The organism is Aeromonas enterica (assembly GCF_054052465.1).
Genome location: NZ_JBSTYL010000002.1, coordinates 340787 through 354886, shown reverse-complemented (window position 1 = coordinate 354886; position 14100 = coordinate 340787). Strand labels below are relative to the sequence as shown.

Here is a 14100-nt window from a genome sequence, read left to right as displayed (position 1 = left end):
GGAACAATGATGATGCAAGAAGAGCAACAAGCGCGGCCACTGCGCTGGGGTATTGCCGGGGCGGGCGCCATTGCCCGTCGCTTCTGCCGGGACGTGAATGATCACGCCAGTCTGGGGCGGGTGGTGGCGATCGCCGCCCGTGATCAGACGCGGGCCCGGGCCTTTGCCGATGAGCAGGGGCTGCCCCTTGCCTATGACAGCTATCAGGCGCTGGCGGCCAGCGCCGAGGTGGAGGCCGTCTATGTGGCGGTGATCCACCCCGAGCATGCCAGCCTGATCAGGCAGATGTTGCTGGCGGGCAAGCACGTGCTGGTGGAAAAACCGGCAGTGACCCGAGTAGCGGATTGGGATGCGCTGGTGCAGCTCGCCCAGACGCGCGGCCTGCTGCTGATGGAGGCGATGAAGGTGATGTGCTTCCCTGCCATGCGCATGTTGCTTCAGCGGCTCGGCGCCCTGCCTGCCCCCAACCGGCTGCGGGCGGCCTTCGGCTCGGTGCAGGAGCGAGATGGAAAGCTGTTTGATCCCGCATTGGCCGGCGGCGCTGCCTGGGATGTGGGTGTCTATCCGCTCTGGCTCTACGCCGCGCTCTGCCAGCAGCTGGATCTCCCGGTGGGGGAGCCGCAGGTCGCTCTTTCCCGCCAGACGGGCGAGGTGGACGAGGCCGCCAGCTTCCGCTTTGCTGGCCCCCTCGCGGCCGAGCTGGATGCCTCCATCGTCCAGGATCTCGACAAGGCGGCGTATCTGGGCGGCGAGGGCTGGGCCCTGCAACTGGCCGGCAAGTGGTGGAACCCCCAGCAGGTTCGCTGGCTCACGGGCGATCCCTTGCTGGCCTGGCCGGGAGACATAGCGGAGCCGGTGACGGGCGGTGGCATGCAGCACGAAGCGGATCATTTCGCCGTGTGCGTTATGCAAGGCTTGAGCGATTCCCCCTGGGTGCCGCAGGCCCTGACCAGACAGGTGCTGGGGTGGGTCGAGCGCGGCTTGCAAGCCGGCTCGTGATCTAGGGATATGCAGAGAGGGCGTTGGGCGCCCTCTCTTTTTGTCTGCTCTCTTGCCGGCTTGAGCGGAAGGCGGCGAGCCGGTGCGCAAATGGTGTCATGCCTCAGACGCTCGTCCTATCTGCTCGTTGGCGACCCTGTTGTGGCTGTCTGAGGCAGGGCCTCCTCCTGTGCGCGGCAAAACTGCAGGAAACGGCGCAAGGTGGCGGAGTGGTATTTCTGCCGATGCCAGATGAGGGAGAGCTGGCGGGGAAAGCGCCGGGCAAGGGAGAAGGCCACCAGCCGACCGGCCTGCAACCGATCCGACACCGCCAGGTGGGAGATGAAGGAGATCCCCAGCCCTTTTTCAACCGCCAGCATCACGGCTTCCAGGGTGTTGAGCTCGAGCCCCGCCTGCCAGCGGGGCAGCTCGGGCAGGATCTGCCGCTCGAACTGTTCACGACTGCCAGACTGGGGCTCGCGCAGCACCCAGGTTTCATCGCTCAGCTGGTTGAGCGACAGGCGATTGCGCCGGGCGAGGGGATGGTCGGGGTGGGCCACGATCAGCATTTCGTCATTGAGCCAGGGCTCGCTGACCAGATCCGGGTGATGGTTCTGTCCCTCTATCAATGCCAGATCCAGCTCGAAGTTGGCCAGCAGGTGGCAGAGCTTGTGGGTGTTGGTGATGGTGACTCTGGGGGGCAGACCCAGTTCCTGCTTGCTGCTGGCCAGCAGGGCAGGGAGCAGGTAGTTGCCTATGGTCTGGCTGGCGCCGAGGCGCAGCTGGCCGCTCGGCTCTGCATCCGGGCTGAACAGGGTCTCGATATCCTGCATCCGGGTCAGCAACTCTTCGGCGGCCGGTTGCAGCAGGCGCCCCTCGTTGTTGAGCTGCAACCTGGGGTGGATGCGATCGAACAAGGGGGTAGCGAGCTGGCGCTCAAGCTCCTGCAACGACTGGGAGACGGCGCCCTTGCTCAGGCAGAGCTCGTTGGCGGCCAGCCCCAGATTGCCGTAGCGGGCTATGGTGGCGAACACCTTGAGTTGTTGCAGCGTCAGTTTCATGTTTGGTTAACCTGAACGATTGATTTAATTCATTTAGATATCGTAAACGATAGCCACTCTTTATCCTATGCACATCGTCTCCTACAAGAGGTTTCAGACATGATCGCAAGAACCCGTCAATCCTTAGGCAAAGCCCCGACCCCCATGGCGGGCCTGGCACTCGGGATCGCCAGTCTTGGTTGGTGCTGGGAAAATGCCGGTCAGTTCGATGGTCGCCTGCAGTTGCTGGGCGCCGCCGTCGCCGCCGTGCTGCTGGTGATCCTCACCTTCAAGTTTCTGCTGCACCCGCGCCTGTTGTGGCAGGATCTGGCTCACCCCGTGGTGGGTAGCGTGGTGCCCACCTATGCCATGGGTACCATGGTGGTCTCCAAGGCGGTTGGCATGCTGAACCCGGGCCTTGGCGAGGGGCTCTGGTTGTTTGCCGTGGTGCTGCACCTTCTCTTTCTGGCGACCTTCATCTGGCATCGGGCCAAGCAGTTCGAGATCCATCACATGGTGCCGAGCTGGTTCGTGCCGCCGGTGGGTATTATCGTGGCTGACGTCGCCTTTCCTGGCGGCCAGTTTGCCGCGCTGGCCGACGGTCTGCTCTGGTTCGGCATGCTCTGCTACGCTCTGATGCTGCCGCTGATGCTCTACCGCCTCATCTTCAGCCATGAAGTGCCGGATGCGGCCAAGCCGACCATCGCCATTCTGGCGGCCCCTGCCAGCCTGTCACTGGCCGGCTATCTGACGGTGACCGAGGATCCTTCCCTGCTGCTGGTGGCCGTGCTGCTGGGGATCGCCATCCTGATGACCGGCATCATCTACCTGGCCTTCATCAAGCTGCTGCGTCTGCCGTTTTCACCGGGCTATGCTGCTTTCACCTTCCCGCTGGTGATTGGCGCCACCGCCCTGTTCAAGGTAGGGCACCTGCTGGAGCAGTGGCCGCAAGCGGCCCACTATGTGGAGCAGATCAACCTGCTTGCCCATTTCGAACTGGGTGCCGCCACCCTGATTGTCGGCTACGTGGCCCTGCGGTATCTGATGTTCTTCCTGCCACTGGGTGATGGCGGTATGACGTCAGGCATGGCCCGGCACGGCGCCCGCCGCTAGGCAAAGACTCTGCTGGAGAGCAAGGGGATAAGGGGTCAGTCAACGAGAAGGGCATGCGTGATGACATGCTCCACTGACCAGACAGCAGTGACAGCGATCCGCCTTTGGCGGAGCGCTTTTTTGTCTCTTATCGCGGGTCGAAAGCGGGGGCGTCAGTCCCTGGCGGAGCCATTTTTTGAACCAGCGCTCACAGTGGGGTGATCGCGATGAATTTCACTGGTATTACCTGTCAGGACGAATACAATGCAACCCCATTTTCTTCGTTTGACCTCATTCATGTCTGCCCAAGATCCTGTGTTTGATTCCACTTTTCAGACCCGTTTGCTACGCCCGCGTTACTGGCCGAGCTGGCTGGCGCTCGGTGCGCTTTGTCTGCTCGCCTTCGTGCCGCCTCGCTGGCGTGACAAGCTGGCAGAATGGCTGGCCCCGTTGGTCGTCAAGGTGTCCAAGAAGCAGATATACATAGCCAAGACCAACCTGGATATCTGCTTTGCCGACAAGAGCGCCGCCGAGCGAGATGCCATCCTGATGACCTCCATTCGCATCGGCCTCAAGACCCTGCTTGGCTTCGGTGAGTTCACGGTGCGCAGCCCCGCCTATCTGATGAGCCGCATCCAGGTGAGCGGCTGGGAACATATCGAGGCCGAGCAGGCCGCCGGTCGGCCCGTGATCTTGGTGGTGCCTCACAGCTGGCCGGTCGATGCCGCTGGCTACTACTTCACCCAGCGTGGTGTGCCCATGTGTACCATGATGAAAAGTGCCCGCAATCCGGTTTTTGACTGGCACCTCAACCGGGCCCGGGCCAAGAACGGTTGCCGCGTCTACGAGCGCAGCGCCGGCATCAAGGCGGTGATCCGGACCATCAAGGGGGGGCACAGCTTCTTCTATCTGCCGGATCAGGATCATGGCCGCGAGAAGAGCATCTTTGCCCCCTTCTTCGGCTATTCCAAGGCGACCCTGCCTGCCCTGCCACGTCTGGTGCAGGTCAGCGGAGCCAGGGCCGTGCCCTTGCTGGCCTGTTATGACGAGGCGCACTACTGCTACCGTCTGGAGATAGAGGCGCCGTTTACGGATTATCCCAGCGCCGATCTGATGGCGGACACCTGCCGCATGAACGACATGGTGCAGCAGCAGCTGACTCGCCATCCCGGCCAGTACATGTGGTTCCTCAAGATCTTCGATACCCGTGAGGATCAGGAGGGGCCGGATGGCCTCTACGAAGAGGGCATTAAGCGGATCCGGGGTGATCTTCCCCCCCGCCCCTGAGGGGGTGTCACCGCTGTTTGTCATGGCCCTTCGGGGCCATTTTTGTGAGCGCCGCCCCCGGGATTGCGCCGCCCCTTGCACCCCAAAGTGGAAAAAAATATCAGGATAATTAAAATAACCGTTTCTTTTCTATGACTTGATGGCGGCCATGTCCTCACACGATCCGGTTTTTGACACCTCATTTCATGCCCATCTGCTTCACCCGCGCTGGTGGGGCAGCTGGCTGGCACTCGGTTTGTTGTGCCTGCTGGCGCTGGTTCCCCACGGGCTGCGCGATCGTGTTGCCAATGTCATGGCTCCTGCCTTGCTGCGCTTTTCCAGGAAACAGGCCTATATCGCCGAGACCAACCTCAAGATCTGCTTTCCCGAGCTGGATGCGGCCGGGCGCCGTACCCTGCTGCTCAAGGCGATCCGCACCGGCCTCAAGACCTTCATGGGCTTTGGCGAGCTGACCCTGCGCAGTGCCGCCCACCTCAAGCGCCGCATCAAGGTGCGGGGCTGGGAACACATAGCGGCGGAGCAAGCCGCCGGGCGTCCCATGATACTGGTGGTGCCTCACACCTGGGCGGTGGACATGATAGGCCGCTACCTGACCGACGAGGGGCTTGTCCTGTGCACCATGATGAAGAGCCCGAAAGATCAGGTTTTTGACTGGTACATCAACCGCGAACGGGCCAAGGGGGGCAAGGTGTACGAGCGCAGCGTCGGCATCAAGCCGGCCATCAAGGCCATTCGCAGTGGATCCAGTTTTTTCTACCTGCCGGATCAGGATCATGGCCGCGAGGCCAGTCTGTTCATCCCCTTCTTTGGCCACCCCAAGGCAACCTTGCCGGCCCTGCCCAAGCTGGTGAAGCTGACCGGCGCCAGGGCCGTGCCCATCCTCGCCTGCTACGACGAGGATGAGGGTTGCTATCGGCTGGAGATTGAACCGCCGTTCGATCCTTATCCCAGCGGGGACCTGAACGCCGATGTCAACGCCATGAACCGCATGGTGGAGCAGCAGCTGCGCCGCCATCCCGAGCAGTACATGTGGTTTCTCAAGATTTTCGAAACTCTGGAACATCAGGAAGGACCGGACGGTCTTTACGAAGAGGGCATTAAGCGGATCCGCAGTGGTCTGCCTCCCGACTCCTGAAGGGAAATACATCGGCTGGCGTGTTGAACGGAGGGTGGCTACCGGCGCGTCTCCCTCAGGCCGTTTGGTGGGCAAAAAGTCGACAATCAGGGCGCCGCGGGGCGCCAGATAACAGGGATATGCAAGCTGGCCCCGCAGGGGCTATCTTCTGATGCGCAAATAGGGTAAAAGGGCGGCCATGAAAATTCCAAATCGAATCCAACCTCTGGTTGATGACGGCCTGGTCGATGACGTCATCAGCCGGCTGATGAGCGGCAAAGAGGCCGACGTCTATGTGGTGCGCTGCGGTGACGAGATCCGCTGCGCCAAGGTCTATAAAGAGGCGTCCAAGCGCAGCTTCAAGCAGGCCGTGGTCTATCAGGAGGGGCGCAAGGTACGCAACAGCCGCAGCGCCCGTGCCATGGAGAAGGGCTCCAAGTACGGTCGCAAGCAGCACGAAGAGGTGTGGCAGAACACCGAGGTCGACGCCCTGTTCAAGCTGGCGGCGGCCGGGGTACGGGTGCCGCAGCCCTATGTCTGCCTCGACGGCGTGCTCCTGATGGAGCTCATCACCGACGAGGAGGGCAACGTGGCCCCCCGTCTCAACGACGTGGCGCTCTCGCCCGAGCAGGCCATCGCCGATCACGCCAAGGTGATCCGCTACGTGGTGCGCATGCTCTGTGCCGGTCTTATCCATGGCGACCTTTCCGAATTCAACGTGCTGGTGGATGCCCAGGGGCCCGTCATCATAGACCTGCCCCAGGTGGTGGATGCCGCCGCCAACAACCAGGCCAAGGCCATGCTGGAGCGGGACGTCAACAACATGCGCAACTACTACGGCATGTATGCCCCCGAGCTGCTCAAGACCCGCTACGCCAAGGAAATGTGGGCGCGGTTCGAAGATGGCAAGCTGACCCCCGAGAGCGAGCTGACCGGTCTGTTCGAGGAGAGTACCGAGGCTATCGACATCGATGCCGTGCTGCACGAGATCGAGAGCGCCGAAGAGGAGGCGCTGGCCCGCCAGGCGCGAATGAAGGCCGAGCAGGAAGACAGCTACTGACTCCCGCCATCATCACCTCATCAGTCACACCACGAGCGCCCTGGAGGCGCTCTTTTTATGGCCGCGACCTTGCACCCGTGCCGAGTCAGGCAGGTGGTCATAGTGCGGGAGAGAGCCGGTAAAACCGCACCCAGCAGCCATCCCCTGCATGGTAGCGGCGATCCAGACATTGTCCGTTGGCGGCTGCTATGACCCTGAGGGAGGCGCCGTTGGCTTCGTCGCAGCTGATGAGCAGGGGCTCGGTCAGCACAGTTTGCTGCAACCAGCGCAGCAGGGTACGGGCCACCCCTTCACCACGGCGGGAGGGGCGGGTCTCGTAGCCTATGTGGCCAAGCCAGGCCAGGGTGGCCGGATTGTCGCCGTGGCGCAGGCGCAAGGTGGCAAGGATCTCTTCCCCCTCGAGGGCAAAGTAGGTGGTGGTGGGCGGGTAGTCCGGCGGCAGATGCCGTCCATCGGCATGGGCGAGCAGATCCTGCAGCCACTGATCCGGGTCAAACTGCGCCACCTGATAGAGCGGCAGGCCCGCGTCCCCGCACTCGGCCACATAACGGCGATAGGCGGGCGCATCGGAAAGTTGTGCAGCCCGGCATTCGATGGTGGCCGTCATGAGCGCAGCTCAGCAGTCTGCAGTGGCTGGGGCGCGCTGTGGTGGGGCTCCTGCACGCAGGCCCGTTGTCGTCCCGTCTGCTTGGCGGCGTAGAGCGCCTGATCCGCCCGCAGATAGGCCTGCTCGAAGCTCTCTTCCGGCTGCAGCGAGGTGAGGCCCATGCTGAGGCTGATGGGGCCGCCAGCCAGCCAGCGGGTCGCCTCCGTGACCTCTTGCTGCAGGGTGTGGCAGTAGTGCGGCAGCGTCTGCGGGCTTGCCATCACCAGCAGCGCCAGCTCGTCACCGCCGAGCCGCCCGGCCAGCCCCGCCGGCAGCAGGTTCTCACGGATCACCCGGCCAACCGCCCGCAGCATGGCATCACCGGCGGGATGACCATGCCGGTCGTTGATCAGCTTGAAGTTGTCCAGATCGATCAGCAGCAGCTGGCAGGGAACTGAGCCTGCGCTGACATGAGCCCGCAGCCGTTGCTGAAAATAGTGGCGGCTTAGCAGCCCGGTCAGCTCATCCTGATTGGCGCGCCGCTCCAGCTCGCGCTGGGTCGCCAGCAGCGCCTGCTGCTGGCGGGTGTGCACCAGACTGAGCAACAGATAGCTGCGGGCTATGGTAAAGAGCAGGCTGATCAGGATCACGGGCCCGAGCAGGGGATCGGTAAAGGTCGTGGCCGCAGACTCTGGCAGCCAGAGGTGCTTGGCGATCCGCAGCAGTTGCAACAGCAGCTGCAGGCCGAGCAAGAGGATGGCAAAGCGCAATACCCGATAGACGGGGGCCAGCCGTTGATAACGCCAGAGCTGCCAGATCAGCACGGCCATCTGCAACGAGAGCACGGCCGAGAGCACTATGATCCGGCTGTGCACATCGGACAGCGGCTGCAGGCTGGCGGTCAGGGCAAACAGTGCGAAGCCGGTGAGGGCGATGGCGGGGCAGAGCCAGCCCAGCCGGTCAGCCTCGCGCCGAAAGAAATGACGCAGGCCCCGCTCATAGAGCAAGGGGGTGGCGATCAGCAGCAGGTTGGTCAGCAGAATATTGGCGAGGGAGGTATCCCCCGCGAGCGGGCGGATCAGCAGGCAGCCGAAGGCGGCGGCGATGGCCAGCTCGCTGGCCGACCAGTAGAGCAGGGCCCGGATGCGGCGCTGGGTATGCCACACATAGGCGAAAATGGCCGCGACCCCGACGTGCGACAGCGTGACAAACAACATCAGGCTCAACAATTGCGCTGAGGAAAACAGATTTTGCATCAAGGGGTCTCTCTGGGCTCGTCCTGCCGGTCACTGTGTCTCGACCCTGGGGGTCGCCATGACAATGCCGGATCACAACATGAATCCCGCTCATTATCAATGGCTTGGGCTGCTGGCTCCCGATCCTGACCACAACCGGATCGATGGCGGCAGCTGACTCGATTCATCAAGGGCTCGAGACGGGGTTTGTCGATCGCGCTACCCGTCTGGGGAGTGTCAGGTTGACTGCACCGGCAGCGCCATGACGGTGGCCTCCCGGCCGAGGTGGGCCAGCAGGCGGCGCACATCGTCCAGCGTGATGATGAGGGTGGCAGTGTTGACCAGCGGGTGGCACTGCACCCGTTCGGCCTGCCAGATGGTGTGGTCCACCACCAGCGTCACCGCCCGCTCGGTGTCGCGTACCATGGCGAGCAGGGTCACGGCGCCTGGGGTGAGACCGAGCACGGCAGCCAGCCGTTCGGGAGAGCCAAAGCTCAGCCGCTTGACCCCGAGTGCCGTGGCCAGCGCCTTGAGATCGACCCGGCTCTCCTCCGGCGCCACCACCAGAAACAGCTGCTCGCTCCTGGGGTCGCGCAAAAACAGGTTCTTGGTCCTGGCGGCGGGCAGGTCGGGCAGCAGCTTGCTCGCCTCCTCGCAAGTGAAGACGGGGGCGTGATCGATGCGCTGGTAGCAAATGGCCAGCCGGTCCAGCAGGGAATAGAGTGTCACCAGGGCTCCTCGTGTCGGACGAACAGGCGCAGGGAATGAACTGTGATATCAGGGCTCCCGGCGCATGGGCAGAGGTCGAGCTTACCAGCTTGGCCCCTGCCGCGCAGCCTGGCGTGGCAATTGCGGCCAGGCACTGTATGAACGTACAATAGTCTCATCCCAAGGCCGACCCTTTTATCCTGAATGACTGCGACCCAACCCACAGTGACCACCCCCTCTCCTGCCACGCCGCCTCGCGACGGGTTTATCCTGACTCGTCATGGCCGGGACGTGCGCGGCCGGGCCGGGCAAGGGGGATGCACCGAGATAGTGATGTGGCTCTGGAGCGAGCAGGGACCGGTGCGGCTGGTGGTGCCGGGGCAGGAGCCGGTGTTCTTCCTGCCGCAAAGCCACATGCAGGAGGCGGCCGAGCTGTTCAAGGGGGCCGGCGTGAGCGGACGGTTTCGCCGTCTGCCCATGCACACCTTCGACGGGCGTGCCGTGGTGGGCTGCTATTTCTCCACCCTGAGCGCCTTTCACCGCGCCATCGAGTTGTTGCTGATCCGCGGGCTGGAGCACTTCGAGGCGGATATCCGGCTGCCGGAGCGCTTCCTGATGGAGCGCTTCATCACAGCCGGGGTGCGTTTTGGCGGCCATGCACGGCAGAAAGGGGGCAAGCGTGGCTACTGGGAGGTGAACGAGGCGCGCTGCGCCCCGCAGGCGGTGACGCCGAGCCTCTCCTGGGTGTCGCTGGACGTGGAGTGCGCCATGGACGGGGCGCTTTTCTCGGTGGGGCTTTACAGCCCAGAGGATGCGCGGGTCATCATGATCGGCGTTCCCGAAGCCGGTGCCGAAGCGTGGGAGACCCGCATCGAGTGGGTGGCGGATGAAAATGCCCTGCTGAGTGCGCTGGAAACCTGGTTCAGCCAGCACGACCCCGATCTGGTGATCGGCTGGAACGTGGTCAATTTCGACTTTCGCCTGCTGCTGCGCCGCGCCGAACTCAACAAGCGGCGGCTGCGCCTCGGGCGGGGGCGCGAACTCTGCTTCTGGCGCTCGTCACGGGGCGATCCCCAGACCGGCAACGTCATCATCCCGGGCCGCATGGTGCTCGACGGCATCGACACCCTGAAAAGCGCCACCTGGCAGTTTGCCAGCTACAGCCTGGATGCGGTGGCAAGCGAGCTGCTCGGCCGTGGCAAGGATATCGAGGATGTGGCGAACCGGGGGGAGAAGATCACCGAGCTGTTCCACTCCGACAAGGAGGCGCTCGCCCGCTACAACCTGGAGGATTGCAGGCTGGTGTGGGAGATCTTCGACTACTGCCACCTCATCCCCTTTGCCATTGAGCGGGCCTCTCTCACCGGCCTCGAACTCGATCGGGTGGGGGGCTCGGTGGCGGCCTTTACCAACCTCTATCTGCCGCGGCTCCATCGCGGCGGCTACGTGGCGCCCAATCTGCCTGCCGATGGCGGGCTGGCGAGCCCAGGCGGCTATGTGATGGACTCCAAACCCGGCCTCTATCGTCACGTGCTGGTGCTCGATTTCAAGAGCCTCTATCCCAGCATCATCCGCACCTTCTGCATCGATCCCATGGGGTTGGTGGAGGGATTGCAGCATCCGGACGAGGCCATTCCCGGCTTTCGCGGTGCCCTGTTTTCCCGTACTCGCCACTTTTTGCCGGATCTCATCGCCACCCTGTGGGCGGCGCGGGACAGGGCCAAGGCGGCCAGCAACAAGGCGCTCTCCCAGGCCATCAAGATCATCATGAACTCCTTTTATGGCGTGCTGGGCTCGGGGGGCTGTCGCTTCTACGATCCCAGGCTCGCCTCTTCCATCACCCTGCGCGGCCACAGCATCATGCAGCAGACCCGGGAGTGGATCGAGGCGCAGGGGTTCGAGGTGATCTACGGCGATACCGACTCCACCTTTGTTCACCTGGGCAGGGAGACCAGTCCGCAGCAGGCGGACGAAATTGGCCATGAGCTGGCCCGGATGATCAACGACAACTGGAGTGCGCTGATCAGGCGCGAGTTCGACCTGCCGAGCCATCTGGAGATCCAGTACGAGACCCACTACCGCCGTTTCCTGATGCCTACCATCCACGGGCTGGAGAAGGGCAGCAAGAAGCGCTACGCCGGTCTGGTTGGAAAACAGGAAGAGGGGCGAGGGGAGGAAGAGCATCTGGTGTTCAAGGGGCTGGAATCGGTGCGCACCGACTGGACCATGCTGGCCAAGCAGTTTCAGACCCGGCTCTACGAGCTGGTGTTTCACGACGAGGACCCCAGCAGCTATGTGCGCACCATAGTGGACCAGACCCGGGCCGGCCTGCACGATGACTTGCTCATCTACCGCAAGCGGCTGCGCCAGAAACTGGAGGAGTACCAGAAGAACGTGCCGCCCCATGTGCGGGCGGCGCGTCTGGCCGACGAGGAGAACCTGCGTCGCGGCCAGCCCCAGCGCTATCAACACAGGGGCACCATCGCCTATCTGATGACGCTGGGCGGCCCGGAGCCGCTGGAATACAGGCGCAGTGCCATCGATTACGAGCACTACATCGACAAGCAGCTGAGGCCCATCGCCGATGCCATACTGCCCTTCATCGGCGAGTCATTCGACCGGATCTGCGGCCAGCAGCTGGATCTCTTCTAGCGAAGTTGCCCCGCAACCAGGGACGGGGCAACTGGGGTGCCGATCTTTGTCAGGATGGCCGGGAAGCCAGGGCAGTAAAGCAGAATGCAAAAAGCCCGCTCAATGAGCGGGCTTTTCCAATCTGGTGCGTCCTAGTGGATTCGAACCACCGACCCCCACCATGTCAAGGTGATGCTCTAACCAGCTGAGCTAAGGACGCAGGGTGCGCAAGGCGACTTTGTGTTGCAGGGGAGTGGTGGGTTTAATTGGATTCGAACCAACGACCCCTACCATGTCAAGGTAGTGCTCTAACCAACTGAGCTATAAACCCACATCTGCGTTCAATTGGATTCGAACCAACGACATCGCCTACGCCATGTCAAAGTACTGTTCTGACCAACTGAGCTGTAAACCCATATATGCAATTTATTCGAACTGTTATGGTGCGTCCTAGTGGATTCGAACCACCGACCCCCACCATGTCAAGGTGATGCTCTAACCAGCTGAGCTAAGGACGCATAACAGTGTCGTGATGGTGCGTCCTAGTGGATTCGAACCACCGACCCCCACCATGTCAAGGTGGTGCTCTAACCAGCTGAGCTAAGGACGCATCACGAAAAGTGGTGGGTTTAATTGGATTCGAACCAACGACCCCTACCATGTCAAGGTAGTGCTCTAACCAACTGAGCTATAAACCCGCTTCTCATCACGCAAGCGAACACGACGTCGCTTGCGTGGTCGGCATACTACCCATGCCCCCCAAGGCTGTCAACAAGGGACATGCACAAAGGAGACTGTTTGCCCAGTTCTTGCGCAGCCTGTTGATTTTGCAGGCGAGCCGCCCTCGTGAGCGGCTCGCCGGGCACTCATTTACTGGGCCCGGGAGAGGGCGGTACAGTCCTCTGGACTGGCGAAGCGGCCATAGGTATGGCGCAGTCTTGCTCCCAGCATCAGGGCGGCGCCGGTCAGGCCGACGATAAAGCCAACCCAGAAACCCTGCGGCCCCATGCGTGGGACGACCCAGTCGGTCAGCCCCAGGATCATGCCGGTGGGCAACCCCAACCCCCAGTAAGCGACTATGGTGACGTAGAAGATCGCCTTGGTGTCCTTGTAACCGCGCAGTGCGGCGGCGGCTACTACTTGCACCGAATCGGAGACCTGATAGATGGCGGCGAAGAACAGCAGGGTGGCGGCCAGCGTGATCACTTGCAGGTCGTCGGTGTAGATGGTCGCTATCTGTTCGCGCAGCAGCACGGTCAGAGCTGCGGTGCAGGCAGCGACGGCCATGCCCAGCATCAGACCGGTGCGGGCCGCGACCCGTGCGTGCTCAGGCAAACCTTCCCCTATGCTGTGGCCAACCCGTATGGTGACCCCCACACCAATTGACAGCGGCAGCATGAACACCAGGCTGGAGAAGTTCAGGGCTATCTGGTGGCTTGCCACCGTCTCTGCCCCGAAGGGGGCCAGCATCAGGGCCACCACGGTAAACAGGGTTACCTCGCAGAAGATCGCCATGGCGATGGGGAAGCCCAAGCGGAACAGGCGCCAGATCCGGCTGCCGTTGGGGCGTCGGAGCTGGGCAAACAGGTTGATCTGCTTGAAGTGGGGAGAGAGCTTCACATAGAGGATCATCGCCAGCAGCATGGCCCACAGCACGATGGCGGTGGCCACGCCGCAGCCGACCCCGCCAAGTTTGGGCATGCCGAAGTGACCGTGAATGAAGATGTAGTTGGCGGGAATATTGACCGCCAGCCCCACAAAGCCGATCACCATGGTCGGCATGGTATGGGAGAGCCCTTCACTGAAGTTGCGCAGTACCTGAAACATCACGAAGGCAGGCAAGCCCCACAGGATGGCGTGCAGGTAACCGGCCGTCTTCTTCGCCATCACGGGATCCACATCCATGAACTGCAGCGCCAGCGGGCTGAAATAGAGTGCCAGCATGGCGATGGGGGTTACCATCAGTGCCAACCAGAAGCCCTGATGCACGGCAGGACGGATCTCGTCCCGCTTGCGGGCCCCGTTGAGCTGGGAAACGATGGGGGTGAGCGCCATTATGATGCCCTGCACCAGCAAGATGATCGGTAACCAGAAGCTGGAAGCAACCGACACAGCCGCCAGATCCACGGCACTGACTTGTCCCGCCATCACGGTATCGACAAAGTTCATGGCGATCTGGGCTACCTGGGCGACCAGAATGGGACTGGCTAAACGAACGAGTTGTCTCGCCTCGGACCAATAACGTTGCACTGACACCTCCGAGTGGATCAGATAAATCGTAAAAAGAGCGGATAATTCAGGAATAGACTCTGCACTGCCTAAACCGGAGTGCAGAGTTCGGGGGTGTCATTCTAGCCTGAAAATCAACC

The 14100-nt window shown here is 62.4% G+C and carries 11 protein-coding genes and 5 tRNA genes; 6 read left to right on the top strand and 10 right to left on the bottom strand.

Translation table 11 applies throughout. The features are described 5' to 3' along the window. The first annotated feature begins 6 nt into the window (after nucleotides 1–6). Nucleotides 7–999, top strand: a complete 993-nt coding sequence (locus tag ACW5XD_RS03940) for a Gfo/Idh/MocA family protein (protein WP_456493721.1) — start codon at nucleotides 7–9, stop codon at nucleotides 997–999. A gap of 116 nt (nucleotides 1000–1115) precedes the next feature. On the opposite strand, the gene ACW5XD_RS03935 is transcribed toward ACW5XD_RS03940, so the two are convergent. Beyond that, nucleotides 1116–2039, bottom strand: coding sequence for a LysR substrate-binding domain-containing protein (locus ACW5XD_RS03935; RefSeq protein WP_456493720.1), 924 nt, complete (start codon nucleotides 2037–2039; stop codon nucleotides 1116–1118). 99 nt (nucleotides 2040–2138) lie between these two features. Here ACW5XD_RS03935 and ACW5XD_RS03930 point away from each other — a divergent pair, with 99 nt between their 5' ends. The 4 genes from ACW5XD_RS03930 to ACW5XD_RS03915 all read left to right on the top strand — a co-directional run bounded on the left by ACW5XD_RS03930 (nucleotide 2139) and on the right by ACW5XD_RS03915 (nucleotide 6571). Next, on the top strand, nucleotides 2139–3131 hold the full coding sequence (locus ACW5XD_RS03930) for a TDT family transporter (protein ID WP_456493719.1): 993 nt from the start codon (nucleotides 2139–2141) through the stop codon (nucleotides 3129–3131). Between the two features lie 276 nt (nucleotides 3132–3407). Then, the gene (lpxM, locus tag ACW5XD_RS03925; RefSeq protein ID WP_456493718.1) at nucleotides 3408–4397 is read left to right on the top strand and encodes a lauroyl-Kdo(2)-lipid IV(A) myristoyltransferase; all 990 of its coding nucleotides are present in this window, start codon (nucleotides 3408–3410) and stop codon (nucleotides 4395–4397) included. Between the two features lie 139 nt (nucleotides 4398–4536). Continuing rightward, a complete protein-coding gene (locus tag ACW5XD_RS03920; protein WP_456493717.1) occupies nucleotides 4537–5532 on the top strand; it encodes an LpxL/LpxP family acyltransferase in 996 nt (331 codons plus the stop codon). A 178-nt stretch (nucleotides 5533–5710) separates the two neighbouring features. Continuing rightward, nucleotides 5711–6571, top strand: coding sequence for a PA4780 family RIO1-like protein kinase (locus ACW5XD_RS03915; protein ID WP_456493716.1), 861 nt, complete (start codon nucleotides 5711–5713; stop codon nucleotides 6569–6571). 97 nt (nucleotides 6572–6668) lie between these two features. On the opposite strand, the gene ACW5XD_RS03910 is transcribed toward ACW5XD_RS03915, so the two are convergent. The 3 genes from ACW5XD_RS03910 to ACW5XD_RS03900 form a co-directional block, all read right to left on the bottom strand. After that, complete coding sequence (locus ACW5XD_RS03910; RefSeq protein WP_456493715.1) at nucleotides 6669–7178, bottom strand: GNAT family N-acetyltransferase; 510 nt, start codon at nucleotides 7176–7178, stop codon at nucleotides 6669–6671. Further along, nucleotides 7175–8413, bottom strand: coding sequence for a GGDEF domain-containing protein (locus ACW5XD_RS03905; protein ID WP_456493714.1), 1239 nt, complete (start codon nucleotides 8411–8413; stop codon nucleotides 7175–7177). Before ACW5XD_RS03905 ends, ACW5XD_RS03910 begins: the two co-directional genes overlap by 4 nt. 216 nt (nucleotides 8414–8629) lie before the next feature. Further along, complete coding sequence (locus tag ACW5XD_RS03900) at nucleotides 8630–9121, bottom strand: prolyl-tRNA synthetase associated domain-containing protein (protein ID WP_456493713.1); 492 nt, start codon at nucleotides 9119–9121, stop codon at nucleotides 8630–8632. A 183-nt stretch (nucleotides 9122–9304) separates the two neighbouring features. Between ACW5XD_RS03900 and ACW5XD_RS03895 the strand changes: the two genes are divergently transcribed. Next, nucleotides 9305–11752: a DNA polymerase II gene (locus ACW5XD_RS03895; RefSeq protein ID WP_456493712.1), complete on the top strand. Its 2448-nt coding sequence runs from the start codon at nucleotides 9305–9307 to the stop codon at nucleotides 11750–11752. Between the two features lie 122 nt (nucleotides 11753–11874). On the opposite strand, the gene ACW5XD_RS03890 is transcribed toward ACW5XD_RS03895, so the two are convergent. The 6 genes from ACW5XD_RS03890 to ACW5XD_RS03865 all read right to left on the bottom strand — a co-directional run bounded on the left by ACW5XD_RS03890 (nucleotide 11875) and on the right by ACW5XD_RS03865 (nucleotide 13981). Beyond that, nucleotides 11875–11951 (bottom strand) — tRNA-Val (locus ACW5XD_RS03890). Nucleotides 11952–11985: 34 nt separating this feature from the next. Continuing rightward, nucleotides 11986–12062 (bottom strand) — tRNA-Val (locus ACW5XD_RS03885). A gap of 110 nt (nucleotides 12063–12172) precedes the next feature. Next, a tRNA-Val gene (locus ACW5XD_RS03880) sits at nucleotides 12173–12249 on the bottom strand. Nucleotides 12250–12264: 15 nt separating this feature from the next. Beyond that, a tRNA-Val gene (locus ACW5XD_RS03875) sits at nucleotides 12265–12341 on the bottom strand. A gap of 11 nt (nucleotides 12342–12352) precedes the next feature. Continuing rightward, nucleotides 12353–12429, bottom strand: a tRNA-Val gene (locus ACW5XD_RS03870). A gap of 172 nt (nucleotides 12430–12601) precedes the next feature. Further along, nucleotides 12602–13981 carry an MATE family efflux transporter gene (locus tag ACW5XD_RS03865; RefSeq protein WP_456493711.1) on the bottom strand — a complete coding sequence of 460 codons (1380 nt, stop codon included), beginning with the start codon at nucleotides 13979–13981 and terminating at the stop codon, nucleotides 12602–12604. Nucleotides 13982–14100: the final 119 nt, after the last annotated feature.

What these genes read in the sequence shown, in the direction of transcription:
- ACW5XD_RS03935 (WP_456493720.1), bottom strand. Translation starts at nt 2,039, where the DNA reads ATGAAACTGACGCTGCAACAACTCAAGGTGTTCGCCACCATAGCCCGC.
- ACW5XD_RS03895 (WP_456493712.1), top strand. Translation starts at nt 9,305, where the DNA reads ATGACTGCGACCCAACCCACAGTGACCACCCCCTCTCCTGCCACGCCG.
- lpxM (WP_456493718.1), top strand. Translation starts at nt 3,408, where the DNA reads ATGTCTGCCCAAGATCCTGTGTTTGATTCCACTTTTCAGACCCGTTTG.
- ACW5XD_RS03910 (WP_456493715.1), bottom strand. Translation starts at nt 7,178, where the DNA reads ATGACGGCCACCATCGAATGCCGGGCTGCACAACTTTCCGATGCGCCC.
- ACW5XD_RS03930 (WP_456493719.1), top strand. Translation starts at nt 2,139, where the DNA reads ATGATCGCAAGAACCCGTCAATCCTTAGGCAAAGCCCCGACCCCCATG.
- ACW5XD_RS03905 (WP_456493714.1), bottom strand. Translation starts at nt 8,413, where the DNA reads ATGCAAAATCTGTTTTCCTCAGCGCAATTGTTGAGCCTGATGTTGTTT.
- ACW5XD_RS03920 (WP_456493717.1), top strand. Translation starts at nt 4,537, where the DNA reads ATGGCGGCCATGTCCTCACACGATCCGGTTTTTGACACCTCATTTCAT.
- ACW5XD_RS03915 (WP_456493716.1), top strand. Translation starts at nt 5,711, where the DNA reads ATGAAAATTCCAAATCGAATCCAACCTCTGGTTGATGACGGCCTGGTC.
- ACW5XD_RS03940 (WP_456493721.1), top strand. Translation starts at nt 7, where the DNA reads ATGATGATGCAAGAAGAGCAACAAGCGCGGCCACTGCGCTGGGGTATT.